The organism is Streptomyces sp. NPDC057900 (genome assembly GCF_042887885.1).
Taxonomy (GTDB): Bacteria; Actinomycetota; Actinomycetes; order Streptomycetales; family Streptomycetaceae; genus Streptomyces.
This window is the reverse complement of sequence record NZ_JBHVOI010000002.1, coordinates 798,050-811,659: the sequence shown is the minus strand read 5'-3', so window position 1 is coordinate 811,659 and position 13,610 is coordinate 798,050. Positions and strand designations below refer to the sequence as shown.

The window sequence follows — 13,610 nt, the reverse complement described above, 5'->3', positions numbered from 1 at the left end:
TCAGGCATTGTCGCGGATGCCCGCGAAGAGGTCGCTCTCGGGGAGGGAGGTATCGACGAGAGACTTCGCCAGCTCGTACTCCTCGGTCGGCCAGACCTCCTGCTGGATGTCCATCGGGACCCGGAACCAGCCGCCGTCCGGATCGATCTGCGTCGCGTGCGCGATCAGCGCCTTGTCGCGGATCTCGAAGAAGTCCGCGCACGGAACATGCGTGGTCAGCGTGCGTTCGGCGCGCTCGAACTCCTTCCAGCGCTTCAGCCAGTCCGCGTACGGGGACTCCAGGCCGCGGGCCAGCAGCGCCTCGTGCAGGGCCACCGTGCGCGGCTTGTTGAAGCCCTGGTTGTAGTAGAGCTTCTGCGGCGCCCAGACCGGTCCGAACTCCGCCTCGGGGAACTTCTCTGCGTCCGCCGCGCCCTCGAAGGCGATCATCGAGACCGTGTGGGTCATGATGTGGTCGGGGTGCGGGTAGCCCCCGTTCTCGTCGTACGTGGTGATGACCTGCGGCCGGAACGCGCGGATCTTGGCGACGAGGCGTCCGGCTGCGACGGTCTCGTCCTCCAGCGCGAAGCAGCCCTCGGGCAGCGGCGGCAGCGGGTCGCCCTCGGGCAGTCCGGAGTCGACGAAGCCGAGCCACTCCTGCTTGACGCCCAGGATCTCGCGCGCTTCGTCCATCTCCTTCCTGCGCACCTCGTGGATGTTCTCCTCGATGTACGCGTCGCCCTGGAGTTTCGGGTTGAGGATGGAGCCGCGCTCACCGCCCGTGCAGGTCACTACCAGCACGTCCACCCCCTCGGACACGTACTTGGCCATGGTGGCCGCGCCCTTGCTCGACTCGTCGTCGGGGTGGGCGTGCACGGCCATCAGTCGAAGCTGCTCAGTCAAGACTCGTTCCTCAGTGATCGGTCGCCATCAGGTTGCCGTCCCGCAGGGACGTCGGTGTGGGGTGGCGGTCGGGTGGCGGGTGGAGGCTTCTATAGTGACCGAACCGGGGGGCGGAAAATTCCTTCGATCCCCGGCACGGGAGGAACGATCATGACTGCGGTGCGCGAGGCGCCCCCCGAGAACCGCTACGGCCGCTCCGCGGACCAGCGTGCGGACCGCAAACTCAAGATCATCGGCTCGGTGCTGGGCGTCGCCCTGCTCGGTGTGGTCGGCTGGATCGGCTACGACTACGTCGCGGGCCAGGGGATCAGCGCCGAGGTGATCAAGTTCAAGGTCGTCTCCGACGACCGGGTCGAGGTGCATCTGGAGGTCCGCAAGGACCGGGATGCCAAGGGCTACTGCACGATCCGCTCGCAGCGCGAGGACGGCACCGACGTGGCCCGCAAGGACTTCCGTTTCGACGAGAGGACCGACCGGATCGACCGGGTCCTCTCGCTGCGTACGACGTCCAGGGCGACCAGCGCCGAGCTGCTGGGCTGCACGGACGACAACGGGGCGTCGCGTTGACCGGCGCACGCACGTCCTGACCCGCTCTTGACGCCGCTGACCTGCGGTTCGACAGGATCGGTCGGTAACCTTCTCCCCCTTTTCCCGGTGAATTGTTAGGCTCGTGGTTTCGCCCACCCGTGGAAGCGCATGCTTCGGGGTAGGGCGATGCTTTGTATTCCCAGTACCGACGAGGAGCACCCTGTGACCCAGACCAGCGAAAACGTCACCTGGCTCACGCAGGAGGCGTACAACCAGCTCAAGGCCGAGCTGGAGTACCTGTCTGGTCCCGCGCGCACGGAGATCGCCGTAAAGATCGCGGCGGCCCGTGAGGAGGGGGACCTGCGTGAGAACGGCGGGTACCACGCGGCCAAGGAGGAGCAGGGCAAGATGGAGCTCCGGGTGCGCCAGCTGACCCAGCTCCTGGAACACGCGAAGGTCGGCGAGGCGCCGGCCGACGACGGTGTGGTCGAGCCCGGCATGGTCGTGACGATCGCTTTCGACGGCGATGACGACGACACGACGACCTTCCTCCTGGCCTCCCGTGAGTACGCGAGCGCGGACATCGAGACGTACTCCCCGCAGTCCCCGCTCGGGGTGGGCGTGAACGGCAAGAAGATGGGCGAGACCGCGGACTACGAGCTGCCGAACGGCAAGACCGCGACGGTGAAGATCCTTTCGGCGAAGCCGTACTCCGGCTGATCCGCACAGCTCGGCAGAGCAAGCGGGAAAGCAGCGAGCAGTAAGCAGAGAGCCCCGGCCGGAAGCGGCCGGGGCTCTCTGCTCGTCCTGGGCGGTCAGACGGCGACCGAGCGGTACTTGCGCACGGCCAGCGTCCGGAAGACCAGGATGATCAGCACGGACCAGATGAGCGATGCCCAGATGGGGTGTTCCATCGGCCAGGCGCCCGTGACGGACTTCGGCACGCCCTCGATCGTGTTGCCGAACAGCTCGCGGGCCGCGGCCACCGTGGCACTGAACGGGTTCCACTCCGCGACGTACTGCAGGAACCTCGGCATGCCGTTGACCGGCACGAACGCGTTCGAGATGAAGGTCAGCGGGAACAGCCAGATCAGCCCGCCGGAGGTGGCCGCCTCCGGGGTGCGGACGGAGAGGCCGATCAGCGCGCCGATCCAGGTGAACGCGTAGCCGAGCAGCAGGAGCAGACCGAAGCCCGCGAGCACCTCGGCGATGTTCTCGTGGGTGCGCCAGCCGACGAGCAGGGCGACGGCCGCGAGTACCGCGAGCGTGATGGCCGTCTGCACCAGGTCGGCCAGTGTGCGCCCGGTCAGCACCGCGCCCCGCGCCATGGGCAGCGACCTGAACCGGTCGATGAGCCCCTTGTGCATATCGTCCGCGATGCCCGCGCCGGCGCCCGCGGTGGCGAAGGTGACGGTCTGCGCGAAGATGCCGGCCATCAGGAATTCCTTGTAGGCGCTCGCGCTGACGCCCGCGCCCGGAATGGCGATGGAGCCGCCGAAGACGTACGTGAAGAGCACCACGAACATGACCGGCTGGATGATCCCGAAAAGGATCATCTCCGGGATCCGGGTCATGCGGATGAGGTTCCGCTGGGCGATGACCAGGGAGTCCCGTACGGACTGGCCGATGCCACCGCTGGACCGGGGTGCGCGGGCGGTGCCCGCCGTGTCGCTGAGCGCGCTCACTTGGCTGCCTCCGATCCGGCGGCCGCGGGCTGTCCGTCCGCCCCGTCCGCGCCGTCGCCCTCGCTCTTCTGCTGTTCGGCCGCGTGGCCGGTGAGGGAGATGAACACGTCGTCCAGGGTGGGACGGCGCAGACCGATGTCGTCGATCTCCACGCCCCGGCTGTCGAGGTCGCGGATGATCTCGGCGAGGAGCTTGGCCCCGCCGTCGACCGGGACGGTCAGCTTGCGCATGTGCGGGACGACGGCGACCTCGCCCTTGCCCAGGGAGCCCAGGACGGACCGGGCAGGCTCGATCTGGTCCGGCTGGTGCACGACGACCTCGACGCGCTCGCCGCCGGTGCGGGCCTTGAGCTGGTCGGAGGTGCCGCGGGCGATGACGAGGCCGTGGTCGATCACGCAGATGTCGTGGGCGAGGCGGTCGGCCTCCTCCAGGTACTGGGTGGTCAGCAGCAGCGTCGTACCGCCCGCCACCAGCTCCTCGATGACCTCCCAGAGCTGCTGCCGGTTGCGCGGGTCGAGGCCGGTGGTCGGCTCGTCCATGAACATGACCGGCGGGGAGACGACGAGCGCCGCCGCCAGGTCGAGCCGGCGGCGCATACCGCCGGAGTACGTCTTGGCGGGCCGGTCCGCCGCGTCGGCCAGGTGGAACCGCTCCAGCAGCTCCCCCGCCCGGACCTTCGCGTCGCGCCGGCTCATCTGGTAGAGCTGGCCGACCATCTGGAGGTTCTCGCGGCCGGTCAGGTATTCGTCGACGGCGGCGAACTGGCCGGAGAGCCCGATCGAGCGCCGTACCTCGTTGGGCCTCTTCAGGACGTCGATGCCCGCGACGAAAGCAGTGCCGCTGTCGGGCCTGAGCAGCGTCGTCAGGACGCGCACGGCGGTCGTCTTACCGGCGCCGTTGGGGCCGAGCAGCCCGAGGACGGTGCCTTCGGGCACGTCGAGATCGACACCGCCGAGTGCGGTGACGTCACCGAAGGTCTTGACCAGACCTTCGGCGTATATCGCGCCTGGCATATGGAGTTCCCCCAGTGGGTTTGGGTGGCTTCCTCACAGATCCTAGATTTGCCCGTCTCCCCCCGCCCGGCGAACAGCGAAGACGAACGCATGTACGCCGACGGGGTGGGCGATGGCACAGTAACGCGATACATCGCGACACACAAGATTCCGTTCACGGAGCAACGGAGTGCCGGAGCGGCTCAGTTGAGGACCAGGTACCCCGCCTCGCGCAGCGCCGCCGCGACCTCCACGCAGTGCTCCGGACCCTTCGTCTCCAGATGGAGTTCCACCTCGGCCTCGGTGAGGCCGAGCCGGGGGTCGGTACGTACGTGGCTCACGTCCAGCACGTTGGCATCGGCCACCGAGAGCACCGCGAGCATCGTCGCCAGCGCGCCGGGCCGGTCCGTCAGCCGCAGCCGCAGGCTCAGATAGCGGCCGGCCGCCGACATGCCGTGGGTCAGGATGCGCTGCATCAGCAGCGGGTCCACGTTGCCGCCGGACAGCAGCGCCACCACCGGTCCGCGGAACGACTTCGGGTCGCTCAGCAGGGCGGCCACCGGGCTCGCCCCGGCCGGCTCCACGACCAGCTTGGCCCGCTCCAGGCAGAGCAGCAGCGCACTGGACAGCTCGTCCTCCGAGACCGTACGGATCTCGTCGACCAGGTCCCTGATCAGCGGGAACGGGACATCGCCCGGCCGGCCCACCTTCATGCCGTCCGCCATCGTCTGGAGCGAGCCGACCGACACCGGGTGACCGGCGGCCAGCGAGGGCGGGTAGGCGGCGGCGCCCGCCGCCTGCACCCCGACGATCCGCACGTCGGGCCGGACCGCCTTCACCGCCACCGCGATCCCGGCCGCGAGCCCGCCGCCGCCGATCCCGACGACGATCGTGCGCACCTCCGGGCACTGCTCCAGGATCTCCAGGCCGACCGTGCCCTGACCGGCGATGATGTCCGGGTGGTCGAAGGGGTGGATGAAGACCGCCCCGGTCTCCTGCGCGTACTCCTGCGCCGCGGCCAGCGTCTCGTCGACGACATGGCCGTGCAGCCGCACCCGGGCCCCGTACTCGCGGGTCGCGGCGACCTTCGGCAGGGGCGCCCCGACCGGCATGAAGACCGTCGAGCGCACGCCGAGCAGCGCGGACGCGAGCGCGACACCCTGCGCGTGGTTCCCGGCGCTCGCGGCCACCACACCCGCCGCCCGCTCCACCGGGGAGAGTCCGGCGATCCGTACGTACGCACCCCGCAGTTTGAAGGAGCCGGTCCGCTGGAGGTTCTCGCACTTGAACTGGACGGGAGCGCCCACCAGCTCGGTCAGATGGCGGCTGCCCTCCATGGCGGTGACCCTGGATACACCGGAGAGCATCTTCTGCGCCCCCTTGATGTCATCGAGGATCAGCGGGGGAAACCGATGGGTCGGCGGGAAGTTCATACCGCAAGTCTTGCAGCTGGAAGGGGTGGCGACCGCCGCGAGGGATGCCGTCCTGCGACGATGTCCGCAGGTTTGTGCAGCGCTGGTACGCGTTGCCCCGGGGCCGCGTACTCTGTCCCCCACCCATCCGACACCGCACGAAGAGAGCCCCCGGCCATGCCCCCTCAGGACATGACGACTGCCGCGTCTCCTTCCGGGGGCGCAGCCCCGGAGAACCAGGGTCCCGACCACCTTCTCGACGCCCTCCAGCACCAGGTCGCGGTCTTCGCCCGCCGTGCGGAGCAGACCCGCCTCGGCGGTGTCGGCCAGGTGCGCAATTCCATGGACCGGGCCGCGTATCTGCTGCTCAACCGGCTGGACCGGGAAGGCCCGATGGGCGTGAAGGCGCTGGCCGCGGGGATGGGGATCGACTCCTCGACCGTGACCCGGCAGGTCGCGCCGCTCGTGGACACCGGCCTGGTCAAGCGGACCTCGCACCCGGAGGACGGCCGGGCCGTCGTGCTCCAGCTCTCCCCGCGCGGCCAGGCCCGCCTCGACGAGGTACGGGCCTCGCGGCGCGAGCTGATGTCCCAGGTGACGGACGACTGGGACGCGGAGGAGCGGGACACGTTCTGCGCGCTGCTCACCCGTTTCAACGCGGCGCTGGCCGCCCGGCAGAGCGCGAACCAGCCGCCCGCCGCGGACTGAGGACCGTACTCGGGCCCCCGGACCCAGGACCTCGGGCCCTCAGGCCTTGACCGGGGGCCCTCGGCGCGCTCGGATGACAGGGTGCGAGAGCGCCAGGCGGGCCGACAGCGGCGCCGCGCCCAGGAGTTCGAGGCCTTCGTGGCGGGCGCGGCCGGCCGGCTGCTGCACGCCGCCACCCTGCTCACCGCGGAACCCGCCCGGCCGCCGGGTGCCAACGAGCGCGCGCGGCGGCTGCTGACGGCCGCGCTGGCCCGTACGTACGCGGACTGGGACCGGCTGCACGGCGAGGACCCGTACAACCGCACCCGGGAGGATCTGGCCGCCCGGTTCGCGCGGGAGGCCTGGCGCCATCACCGGCCGCGCGGCGGGCTGTTGGCCGGGCTGACCCCGCAGGAACGGCTCGTGCTGGTGCTGCGGCTGTACGAAGGGGTCCCAGAGGAACAGACCGCGGCGCTGCTCGGGCTGCCCGTTGACCGGATCCGCGCGATCTGCAACCGCTCGGTGGCCACGATGCGCGGCACCCGCGGCCCCTCCGTCCGGCGGGAGGCCGCGTCATGAGCGGTACCGGCCGCAAGGAGGACGAGGTCCGGCGGATGCTGGAGGGGCCGCATCCGCAGGTCCCCGCCGATCTGGCGGAACGCGCGGCGGAGCTCGGCGGCCGGGTGCTGCGCAGGCGGCGGTCCCTGCGTCTGCTGGGGCTGCTGGCGCTGATCGCCGCGGTGGCGGTGTTCGCGGTGTGGGCGGTGACGGTCCAGCCCTGGCAGCCGCCGCCGGCCGAGACGACACCACCGCTGGTCGGGTGGTGACGGCCGCACCCCGCCGTCCGTTACGCGACAGCCGTCGTGCGACAGCCGTCCTGCGACAGCCGTCGGGGGTGAGGCCGCGAGCACAGGCCGTACCGGGCCGGGCGGATCTATCCTGGAGGCAAGCGTCACGCACCGGTCCGGTAACCGGCCGAGGAGGCTGTCATGACGAGGAAGGTCGCTGACTGCCGCAAGTATCCGAGCGAGTCGAACTGCTCGCTGACGATCTCCGGCGAGGAAGACGAAGTCGTGCGGGCCGCAGCCGAGCACGCGGCCTCCGTCCATCAGCACACCGACAGCCCGGAGCTTCGGGAACAGCTCCGGGGCATGCTGGAGGACGAGAAGACCGCCGTCTGAGATGTCCGGCCCTGCGGGACGGAACCGGTGGCCCGGTTCCGTCCCGCTGTCACGCGCCCGGCACGCCGCCGGGGTGCGCGCGCCCCCCGGGGTCCGGCCGGAAGGGCTCTAACCGAGGGCCTGCGTCAGGTCGGCCAGCAGGTCGTCGCCGTTCTCGATGCCGACGGAGAGCCTGACCAGGTCGGCGGGGACCTCCAGCGGCGATCCGGCCGCGGAGGCGTGCGTCATCCGGCCCGGGTGCTCAAGGAGCGACTCGACGCCGCCGAGGGACTCACCGAGTGTGAAGAGCTTCGCCCGGTTGCAGACCTCGACGGCCGCCTGCTCGCCGCCCGCGACGCGGAAGGACACCATGCCGCCGAACGCCTTCATCTGCTTGGCGGCGATCTCGTGCCCCTGGTGCTCGGGCAGTCCCGGATACAGGACGTGGCTGACCTTGGGGTGCCGGGTCAGCAGCTCCGCGACCTTGGTGGCGTTCTCGGTGTGCCGGTCCATCCGGACGGCGAGGGTCTTGATGCCGCGCAGCACCAGCCAGGCGTCGAACGGCCCGGCCACCGCGCCCATCGCGTTCTGGTGGTACGCCAACTCCTCCGACAGCTCGGGGTCGTTGACGATCAGCGCGCCGCCGACCACGTCCGAGTGGCCGCCCATGTACTTGGTGGTGGAGTGCACCACCACGTCGGCGCCCAGGGCGAGCGGCTGCTGGAGGTAGGGGCTGGCGAAGGTGTTGTCGACGACCAGCCGCACACCCGCGGAGCGGGCGATACCGGCGACGGCCGCGATGTCGGTGATGCCGAGCAGCGGGTTGGAGGGCGTCTCCACCCAGATCGCCTTGGTGCGCGGCTGGATCGCGGCCCGTACCGCCGCCACGTCGGAGGTGTCCGCGACCGAGAACTCCACGCCCCAGCGCGAGGCGACCTTCGCGAACAGCCGGAACGTGCCGCCGTAGGCGTCGTTCGGGATGACCACGTGGTCGCCGGGCGTCAGCAGCGTACGGAGCAGGCAGTCCTCGGCGGCGAGACCGGACGCGAAGGCGAGCCCTCGGCGGCCGCCCTCCAGGGCCGCGAGGTTCTCCTCCAGTGCGGTGCGCGTCGGGTTGGCGCTGCGGCTGTACTCGTAGCCGCCGCGCAGCCCGCCCACGCCGTCCTGCTTGTACGTGGACACCTGGTAAATGGGCGGAACAACAGCGCCGGTGAGGGGATCGGCGGTGTTCCCCGCGTGGATCGCGAGAGTTTCGAAGCTGTGCTGGTCGCTCATGGGGCCCGAGCGTAGTTCGTCCCGAGGGCGCTCACGGAGCACCTGGGCCGTCCGGGGACAATGGGTGTATGGAGATTCTCTGGTTCCTGCTCGCGCTGTGCCTGCTCGCCGCCGTCGCCGGACCGTACGTGCTGCGGCGCCGCGGCGGTATCCGGCAGGTGGCGCCCGGTTCGCCGGACGCCGCCGACCCGGACACCTACGGCTTCGCGCGTCAGGAGGAGCTGGACATCCGGATGCCGGGACCCGACCAGGACCTCCTGGACGTCCTCGACGTCGTCCAGGGCACCCAGGAGTGGCGGGCCGCCTCGCAGCTGCTGTCCGGGACGCCGAAGGAGGGCGAGGTGCGGTGGCAGCGGGTGCAGGCGTTCGCCGGTGCAGCCTCGCTGGAGCTGGCGCAGCGGCCGGGGGTCGGCGGGGCGTGGCTGCGCAAGTGGCGGGCCGAGTCCCCGAAGGACGCGGGCGGCGCGGCGGTGCACGCGGAGTTCCTGGTCCAGCAGGCCTGGCGTTCGTCCACCGTGGGTACGGACGACTTCCGGATCATCCTGGAGGAGGCCCGTACGGTCGTCGGCGAGGCGGCCCTGCTGGCTCCTGGCGACCCGGTGCCGTACCTGGTGGAGCTGGCGGCGGCGCGTGGGCTCGGCTACTCCCACGAGGAGTTCGACCAGCTCTGGGCGAAGATCATCGACCGGGCGCCCGCGCACATGGGCGCGCACATCGCGGCGCTGCACTTCTGGTGCGAGAAGTGGCACGGCTCCCGCGAGGAGGCCGACCGCTTCGCCACCGCGGCGGCCGCCCGCGCCCCGCAGGGTTCGCTGCTGGCCGCGCTCCCGCTCTTCGCGCTGTACGAGCACCTGCCCGAGGTCAACATGGTGCGGAGCTTCTATCAGAGCCAGTCGGTGACCAAGGCGGTCGAGGGCGCCCTGTTCGCGGTGCACGCGGCCCGCCCGGACGACCCGATGCTGGCCCACGTCCGCCACCTCCTGGTGCTGTTCCTGGTCCGGATGGAGCGCTGGTCGGAGGCGATGAACCAGTTCGTCCACATCGACGGGCACGTGGGCGCGCTGCCGTGGTCGGAGAGCTCGGACCCGGCCGCCGAGTACACCGTGTACCGGGCGCTGGCGGTGGCCGGCTACGAGGCGAACGGCGGCAGCCCGGCGACGCTGCCGAGGTAGAGCGCCCGGCACTGGCGGTGTGCGACGGTAGGCACCGACACGGCGACCGACCGACTGACCGACTGACTGATGGGACCGGTACACCTCATGGCCCGACTGATACCCCTGATCCTGATCGGCCTCGGCCTCTACTTCTGGTTCAAGGCCCGCAAGCGGACCGCCGCGTACGTCGAGGACACCGAGTCCGACAACGGCACGCCCCGCCGCTGACCGGGCGGCGGAACCTTCCTCGGAACCGGCGGCGGAATCCACGGCGGTCCCGGTGCGTTGTACCGACAGCACGCCGACCCATGAGGAGCCCCCGCATGTTCCTGCACCGCCGTACCCCGCAGCTCCCCACTCCCCAGGAGGCGCTGCGCGGCCGCCCCACCCCCGAATTCACCGTCCCGTCCCGCCACACGGTCCTGGGCAACCCCCTGCTGGGGCCGTACCCGGACGGCCTGGAGGTCGCGGACTTCGCGATGGGCTGTTTCTGGGGCGCCGAGCGCAAGTTCTGGCAGACGGACGGCGTCTGGACGACGCTCGTCGGCTACCAGGGCGGCTACACGGAGAACCCCGCGTACGAGGAGGTCTGCTCCGGCCTGACCGGCCACACGGAGGCCGTCCGCGTCGTGTACGACCCGCGCGTCGTCACGTACGAGCAGCTCCTGAAGGTCTTCTGGGAGTCCCACGACCCCACCCAGGGCTTCCGCCAGGGCAACGACGTGGGCACCCAGTACCGCTCCGCCGTCTACACCCACTCCCCCGCCCAGGCAGCGACCGTGGCGGCGTCCCGCGAGGCGTACCAGAAGGTCCTCACCGGCTCCGGCCACGGCGAGATCACCACGGAGATCCTGCCCGCGGAGGGCCGCCCCTTCTGGCCTGCGGAGGCCGCGCACCAGCAGTACCTGGACAAGAACCCGGCGGGCTACTGCGGAATCGGCGGGACGGGCGTCTCGTGCCCGATCGGGGTGGCCCCGGCCGGGGAGTGACGCGCCTCCCGGAACCGGGTGCGTGAACCGAGCCCCGGCCGAGACGGGCCGGGGCTCGTCGCTCTCATCCGTGCCGGTATCACCGAGGAAGGCACCTTCCTCGGTGATACCGGTCAAAAACGCGTGCCAGGCGTGGTCACCAAGCACGATCACAGGGCCGAGGACGTTCTTGCGGTCCCGCACGGGAACAGTTCCGCCCCCACGTTGCCCGACAGAGCGGCACGGGAACCGGTTCAAGCGCAGACGCGCGGTCAGCCTTACCGGCGGAAGTCCAGCATGTAGAGAACCTTGTCGTATCGGTGTTCGCCGACGGCGACGAAGCCGGGCAGACGGCCGTATTCGGTGAACCCCAGCGACCGGTAGAGGCGCAGGGCACGGGTGTTGTCCCCACGGGCATCCAGGGTGAGGACCTCGATACCCGTCTCCCGGGCGTCAGCGATCAAGGCAGCGGTCAGGGCCCGGCCGACACCGCGACCGTGGGCAGCGGCATCCACCGCGATCTTCTCCAGATCGGCGTGTGGCCGATGGGTCGGCCGGGCGTAGCGGAGCCAGTACCCCAACCCGACAAGCCGACGGTCGAGGTAAGCGACGCGCAGGGCCGCATCTCCGGTCTGCACCGCGGAGACGACTTGGCCGAGGAGTTCCGCCACCTCATCCAGCGAGGGTGGTTCGACCCAGCCCAGCGCAGCACCTCCACCGACCAGGTCCGACAGGATCTGGTGGGCCGACTCCGTAAACCCGGCCTCCAGCTCCGGATCGGAAGCCAGCCCCATGGCGTCAAGGATGGCGGGCTCAGGAGTCACACCGCTGGTCGTGGCCGGTTTCATGACCGGCAGCCTACGGCCCGGCCGAGACCCCTCTCGCTCCAGCCTCGGCTAGGGCCAAGCCGTTACCCACGCTCCTGGGCTCGGTAGAACGAAGACCGCTCGGCCGCCGTGTGGTTCCGGATCGTCTGGTGCCATGGCACGTTGAAGACTCGCCATCCCGCGCCAGCAGTCATCCGCAGTTCGTCCGCTGAGACGCTGGCGGGTTCCTGGGTGGGGTGTGTCGCTTCACGCGGGTGGATGGAACACGTCCCTGGTCAGCGGGTCGGACCCGGCTCGGGCGGCGGCTGCCAGTCGCGCCTGATCAGCCCGTAGACCCACGAGTCGGAGACCTCACCGTTGACGACGCAGTCCTCCCGCAACGTCCCTTCCCGTACGAAGCCGAGCTTCTCCAGCACACGGGCGGAAGCCACGTTGCGGGTATCGGCCTCGGCCTGGACGCGATTGAGGTCCAGGGTGTCGAATGCCCACCGCAGCAGGGCGTGGGCGGCCTCGGTCGCGTAGCCGTGGCCCCACGCCGCGTCGTCGAAGCAGTAGCCGAGCGACGCGCTGCGGTACTCGGGGTTCCAGTTGTTCAGGCTGCACCAGCCGATGAACGACCCGTCGGCGACACGGTCCACGGCCAGGCGCGCTCCGGTGCCTTCCCGTGCCATCTGCCGGCAAGCCGTGATGAACTTCTCGGCTCGCGCGCGTTCGCTCCATGGCGGCGCGTCCCAGTAGCGCAGCACGTAGGCGTTGCTCTGGAGCGCGAAGAGGCCGGGCGCGTCCGCGTCCTCGAAGGGGCGCAGCCGAAGGCGGGCGGTGTGCAGCGAGGGAGCGGGCAGCGGCGGGCTCATGGTTCCTCCCCTGGTCGGTGGCCGGTCCATCAGACTTCCGATGCGGGTCGCTCGCAACGGGGTTTCCCAACGGGCCACTTGCACCGTCGGCGGGGCTCCGGCCGGGACCGGTACCCTCGCTGCGACTTGAACGGCGAGTGCGACGGGGGAAACGATGAGCGGGGACCGGACGGACCAACCGGCGATACCTTCCTTGAGCGGACGGCCCTGGTGGGCCGCGAACGAGGTCCTGGCGTTCTTGCTGGAGCTGTTCGCGGTGGTCTGCCTGTGCTGGTGGGGTTTCACCGCCGGGGACGGCCTGGCCGTGCACCTGCTGCTGGGGATCGGGCTGCCGGCGGCCGGTATCGCCCTGTGGGGCACGTTCGCCGCGCCTCGCGCCCGGATCCGGCTGCCGCTGGCGGGTGTGCTCGTGGTGAAGGCCGTGGTGCTCGGGGGCGGTGCCTTCGGGCTGTACCGGGTGGGGCATCCGGACGCCGCGGTGGTCCTGGCCGTCGTGATGGTGGCGAACACGGGGCTCGCGGAGACGTTCCGGCGGCGGCCCGCACCGGTCGAGTAGGCCGGCTGCGAGGGGCGCGGTTGCGGAGGTCGTGGTCTCAGCCGCCGGGGCGGGTGGGGCCGGACCAGTTCAGACAGAAGCGACAACCGGCGCGACCTCCACCAGCCGTCCCGCCCCGCCCCGAACCTGACCCGGAAACGGACACCACCTCACGGACCGACCCCTCAGGCTGCTCGGTCGTAGGCGACGTTGGTGTCGGGCAGGGGTGTCCCGGGGTCGTCGTCGAGGGTCTGGGCGGGCCGCTGGAGGTGACTCTTCTGCCTGATGCGCAGGGCGGCCCAGGCGATGAGCGATATCCCGGTCACGACCCAGAGGGCGGGCCACGCATAGGGCCACCACGCGGCTGTGGGGTGGAAAAACGCTTCGGCAGCGGTGCCTGCCATCGCGGCGGCGTGGGCCCAGCACAGGGACCGCCCGGCCCATCGGGTGGCCCGGTCGATCCTACGGAATCCCGGTCTCGCCCCCGGTGCGTGTCCGCTCATCTCTCCCCCAGCGATGCGCCGATCATTTGCCTGATCTTGAGCGCGCGCCGGTTGGTTGGCGAGTCCTGGATGGTTCAGCAGGCGTTTTCCGGCCACATCCATTTAGACGATCAAACAGTTGCCGCATGGAAAATGATGGCCTGCTGCG

General features: G+C 70.6%; 18 protein-coding genes. 10 read left to right on the top strand and 8 right to left on the bottom strand.

Going from position 1 to position 13,610, the window contains the following annotated elements:
- Complete coding sequence (gene mca / locus ACFVQ0_RS11050) at positions 1–882, bottom strand: mycothiol conjugate amidase Mca (protein WP_311303547.1); 882 nt, start codon at positions 880–882, stop codon at positions 1–3.
- A 150-nt stretch (positions 883–1,032) separates the two neighbouring features.
- Here mca and ACFVQ0_RS11045 point away from each other — a divergent pair, with 150 nt between their 5' ends.
- Together ACFVQ0_RS11045 and greA are read left to right on the top strand one after the other, a co-directional pair.
- Positions 1,033–1,449, top strand: a complete 417-nt coding sequence (locus ACFVQ0_RS11045; RefSeq protein WP_390086674.1) for a DUF4307 domain-containing protein — start codon at positions 1,033–1,035, stop codon at positions 1,447–1,449.
- A gap of 183 nt (positions 1,450–1,632) precedes the next feature.
- On the top strand, positions 1,633–2,130 hold the full coding sequence (greA, locus tag ACFVQ0_RS11040; RefSeq protein ID WP_024488974.1) for a transcription elongation factor GreA: 498 nt from the start codon (positions 1,633–1,635) through the stop codon (positions 2,128–2,130).
- 95 nt (positions 2,131–2,225) lie between these two features.
- On the opposite strand, the gene ACFVQ0_RS11035 is transcribed toward greA, so the two are convergent.
- The 3 genes from ACFVQ0_RS11035 to ilvA form a co-directional block, all read right to left on the bottom strand.
- Positions 2,226–3,095, bottom strand: a complete 870-nt coding sequence (locus tag ACFVQ0_RS11035; protein WP_390086672.1) for an ABC transporter permease — start codon at positions 3,093–3,095, stop codon at positions 2,226–2,228.
- Positions 3,092–4,108 (bottom strand): ATP-binding cassette domain-containing protein, encoded by a 1,017-nt coding sequence (locus tag ACFVQ0_RS11030; RefSeq protein WP_390086670.1) that lies wholly within the window; start codon positions 4,106–4,108, stop codon positions 3,092–3,094. Before ACFVQ0_RS11030 ends, ACFVQ0_RS11035 begins: the two co-directional genes overlap by 4 nt.
- A 182-nt stretch (positions 4,109–4,290) precedes the next feature.
- Positions 4,291–5,520: a threonine ammonia-lyase gene (gene ilvA, locus ACFVQ0_RS11025; RefSeq protein ID WP_390086668.1), complete on the bottom strand. Its 1,230-nt coding sequence runs from the start codon at positions 5,518–5,520 to the stop codon at positions 4,291–4,293.
- A 156-nt stretch (positions 5,521–5,676) separates the two neighbouring features.
- On the opposite strand from ilvA, the gene ACFVQ0_RS11020 reads away from it, so the two are divergent.
- From ACFVQ0_RS11020 to ACFVQ0_RS11005, 4 genes are all read left to right on the top strand, one after another.
- Entirely contained in the window at positions 5,677–6,207 is a 531-nt protein-coding gene (locus ACFVQ0_RS11020; protein WP_390086666.1) for a MarR family winged helix-turn-helix transcriptional regulator, read from the top strand.
- Positions 6,208–6,288: 81 nt separating this feature from the next.
- Positions 6,289–6,765: a sigma factor-like helix-turn-helix DNA-binding protein gene (locus ACFVQ0_RS11015; RefSeq protein WP_390086664.1), complete on the top strand. Its 477-nt coding sequence runs from the start codon at positions 6,289–6,291 to the stop codon at positions 6,763–6,765.
- Positions 6,762–7,013, top strand: a complete 252-nt coding sequence (locus tag ACFVQ0_RS11010; protein ID WP_390086662.1) for a hypothetical protein — start codon at positions 6,762–6,764, stop codon at positions 7,011–7,013. The genes ACFVQ0_RS11015 and ACFVQ0_RS11010 overlap by 4 nt, the downstream gene beginning before the upstream one ends.
- A 162-nt stretch (positions 7,014–7,175) precedes the next feature.
- Complete coding sequence (locus ACFVQ0_RS11005; RefSeq protein WP_327338728.1) at positions 7,176–7,367, top strand: DUF1059 domain-containing protein; 192 nt, start codon at positions 7,176–7,178, stop codon at positions 7,365–7,367.
- Positions 7,368–7,475: 108 nt separating this feature from the next.
- Here ACFVQ0_RS11005 and ACFVQ0_RS11000 read toward each other — a convergent pair whose 3' ends face one another.
- Positions 7,476–8,621: a cystathionine gamma-synthase gene (locus ACFVQ0_RS11000; RefSeq protein ID WP_390086660.1), complete on the bottom strand. Its 1,146-nt coding sequence runs from the start codon at positions 8,619–8,621 to the stop codon at positions 7,476–7,478.
- Positions 8,622–8,689: 68 nt separating this feature from the next.
- On the opposite strand from ACFVQ0_RS11000, the gene ACFVQ0_RS10995 reads away from it, so the two are divergent.
- The 3 genes from ACFVQ0_RS10995 to msrA all read left to right on the top strand — a co-directional run bounded on the left by ACFVQ0_RS10995 (position 8,690) and on the right by msrA (position 10,764).
- Positions 8,690–9,793: a hypothetical protein gene (locus tag ACFVQ0_RS10995; protein WP_390086658.1), complete on the top strand. Its 1,104-nt coding sequence runs from the start codon at positions 8,690–8,692 to the stop codon at positions 9,791–9,793.
- 87 nt (positions 9,794–9,880) lie between these two features.
- On the top strand, positions 9,881–10,003 hold the full coding sequence (locus ACFVQ0_RS10990; protein ID WP_274535152.1) for a hypothetical protein: 123 nt from the start codon (positions 9,881–9,883) through the stop codon (positions 10,001–10,003).
- Between the two features lie 95 nt (positions 10,004–10,098).
- Positions 10,099–10,764, top strand: a complete 666-nt coding sequence (gene msrA, locus ACFVQ0_RS10985) for a peptide-methionine (S)-S-oxide reductase MsrA (protein ID WP_390086656.1) — start codon at positions 10,099–10,101, stop codon at positions 10,762–10,764.
- Between the two features lie 257 nt (positions 10,765–11,021).
- On the opposite strand, the gene ACFVQ0_RS10980 is transcribed toward msrA, so the two are convergent.
- Positions 11,022–11,591, bottom strand: coding sequence for a GNAT family N-acetyltransferase (locus ACFVQ0_RS10980; protein ID WP_390086654.1), 570 nt, complete (start codon positions 11,589–11,591; stop codon positions 11,022–11,024).
- Between the two features lie 254 nt (positions 11,592–11,845).
- Positions 11,846–12,424, bottom strand: a complete 579-nt coding sequence (locus tag ACFVQ0_RS10975) for a GNAT family N-acetyltransferase (protein ID WP_390086652.1) — start codon at positions 12,422–12,424, stop codon at positions 11,846–11,848.
- 193 nt (positions 12,425–12,617) lie between these two features.
- Here ACFVQ0_RS10975 and ACFVQ0_RS10970 point away from each other — a divergent pair, with 193 nt between their 5' ends.
- Positions 12,618–12,980, top strand: a complete 363-nt coding sequence (locus ACFVQ0_RS10970; protein ID WP_390086650.1) for a YrdB family protein — start codon at positions 12,618–12,620, stop codon at positions 12,978–12,980.
- A 164-nt stretch (positions 12,981–13,144) separates the two neighbouring features.
- Here ACFVQ0_RS10970 and ACFVQ0_RS10965 read toward each other — a convergent pair whose 3' ends face one another.
- Positions 13,145–13,285, bottom strand: a complete 141-nt coding sequence (locus tag ACFVQ0_RS10965; RefSeq protein WP_390086648.1) for a hypothetical protein — start codon at positions 13,283–13,285, stop codon at positions 13,145–13,147.
- Between the last annotated feature and the right edge of the window lie 325 nt (positions 13,286–13,610).

Coding starts and splice junctions, on each gene's coding strand:
- ACFVQ0_RS11045 (WP_390086674.1), top strand. CDS start 1,033: ATGACTGCGGTGCGCGAGGCGCCCCCCGAGAACCGCTACGGCCGCTCC.
- ACFVQ0_RS11030 (WP_390086670.1), bottom strand. CDS start 4,108: ATGCCAGGCGCGATATACGCCGAAGGTCTGGTCAAGACCTTCGGTGAC.
- ilvA (WP_390086668.1), bottom strand. CDS start 5,520: ATGAACTTCCCGCCGACCCATCGGTTTCCCCCGCTGATCCTCGATGAC.
- ACFVQ0_RS11020 (WP_390086666.1), top strand. CDS start 5,677: ATGCCCCCTCAGGACATGACGACTGCCGCGTCTCCTTCCGGGGGCGCA.
- ACFVQ0_RS11010 (WP_390086662.1), top strand. CDS start 6,762: ATGAGCGGTACCGGCCGCAAGGAGGACGAGGTCCGGCGGATGCTGGAG.
- ACFVQ0_RS11005 (WP_327338728.1), top strand. CDS start 7,176: ATGACGAGGAAGGTCGCTGACTGCCGCAAGTATCCGAGCGAGTCGAAC.
- ACFVQ0_RS11000 (WP_390086660.1), bottom strand. CDS start 8,621: ATGAGCGACCAGCACAGCTTCGAAACTCTCGCGATCCACGCGGGGAAC.
- ACFVQ0_RS10995 (WP_390086658.1), top strand. CDS start 8,690: ATGGAGATTCTCTGGTTCCTGCTCGCGCTGTGCCTGCTCGCCGCCGTC.
- ACFVQ0_RS10990 (WP_274535152.1), top strand. CDS start 9,881: ATGGCCCGACTGATACCCCTGATCCTGATCGGCCTCGGCCTCTACTTC.
- msrA (WP_390086656.1), top strand. CDS start 10,099: ATGTTCCTGCACCGCCGTACCCCGCAGCTCCCCACTCCCCAGGAGGCG.
- ACFVQ0_RS10980 (WP_390086654.1), bottom strand. CDS start 11,591: ATGAAACCGGCCACGACCAGCGGTGTGACTCCTGAGCCCGCCATCCTT.
- ACFVQ0_RS10975 (WP_390086652.1), bottom strand. CDS start 12,424: ATGAGCCCGCCGCTGCCCGCTCCCTCGCTGCACACCGCCCGCCTTCGG.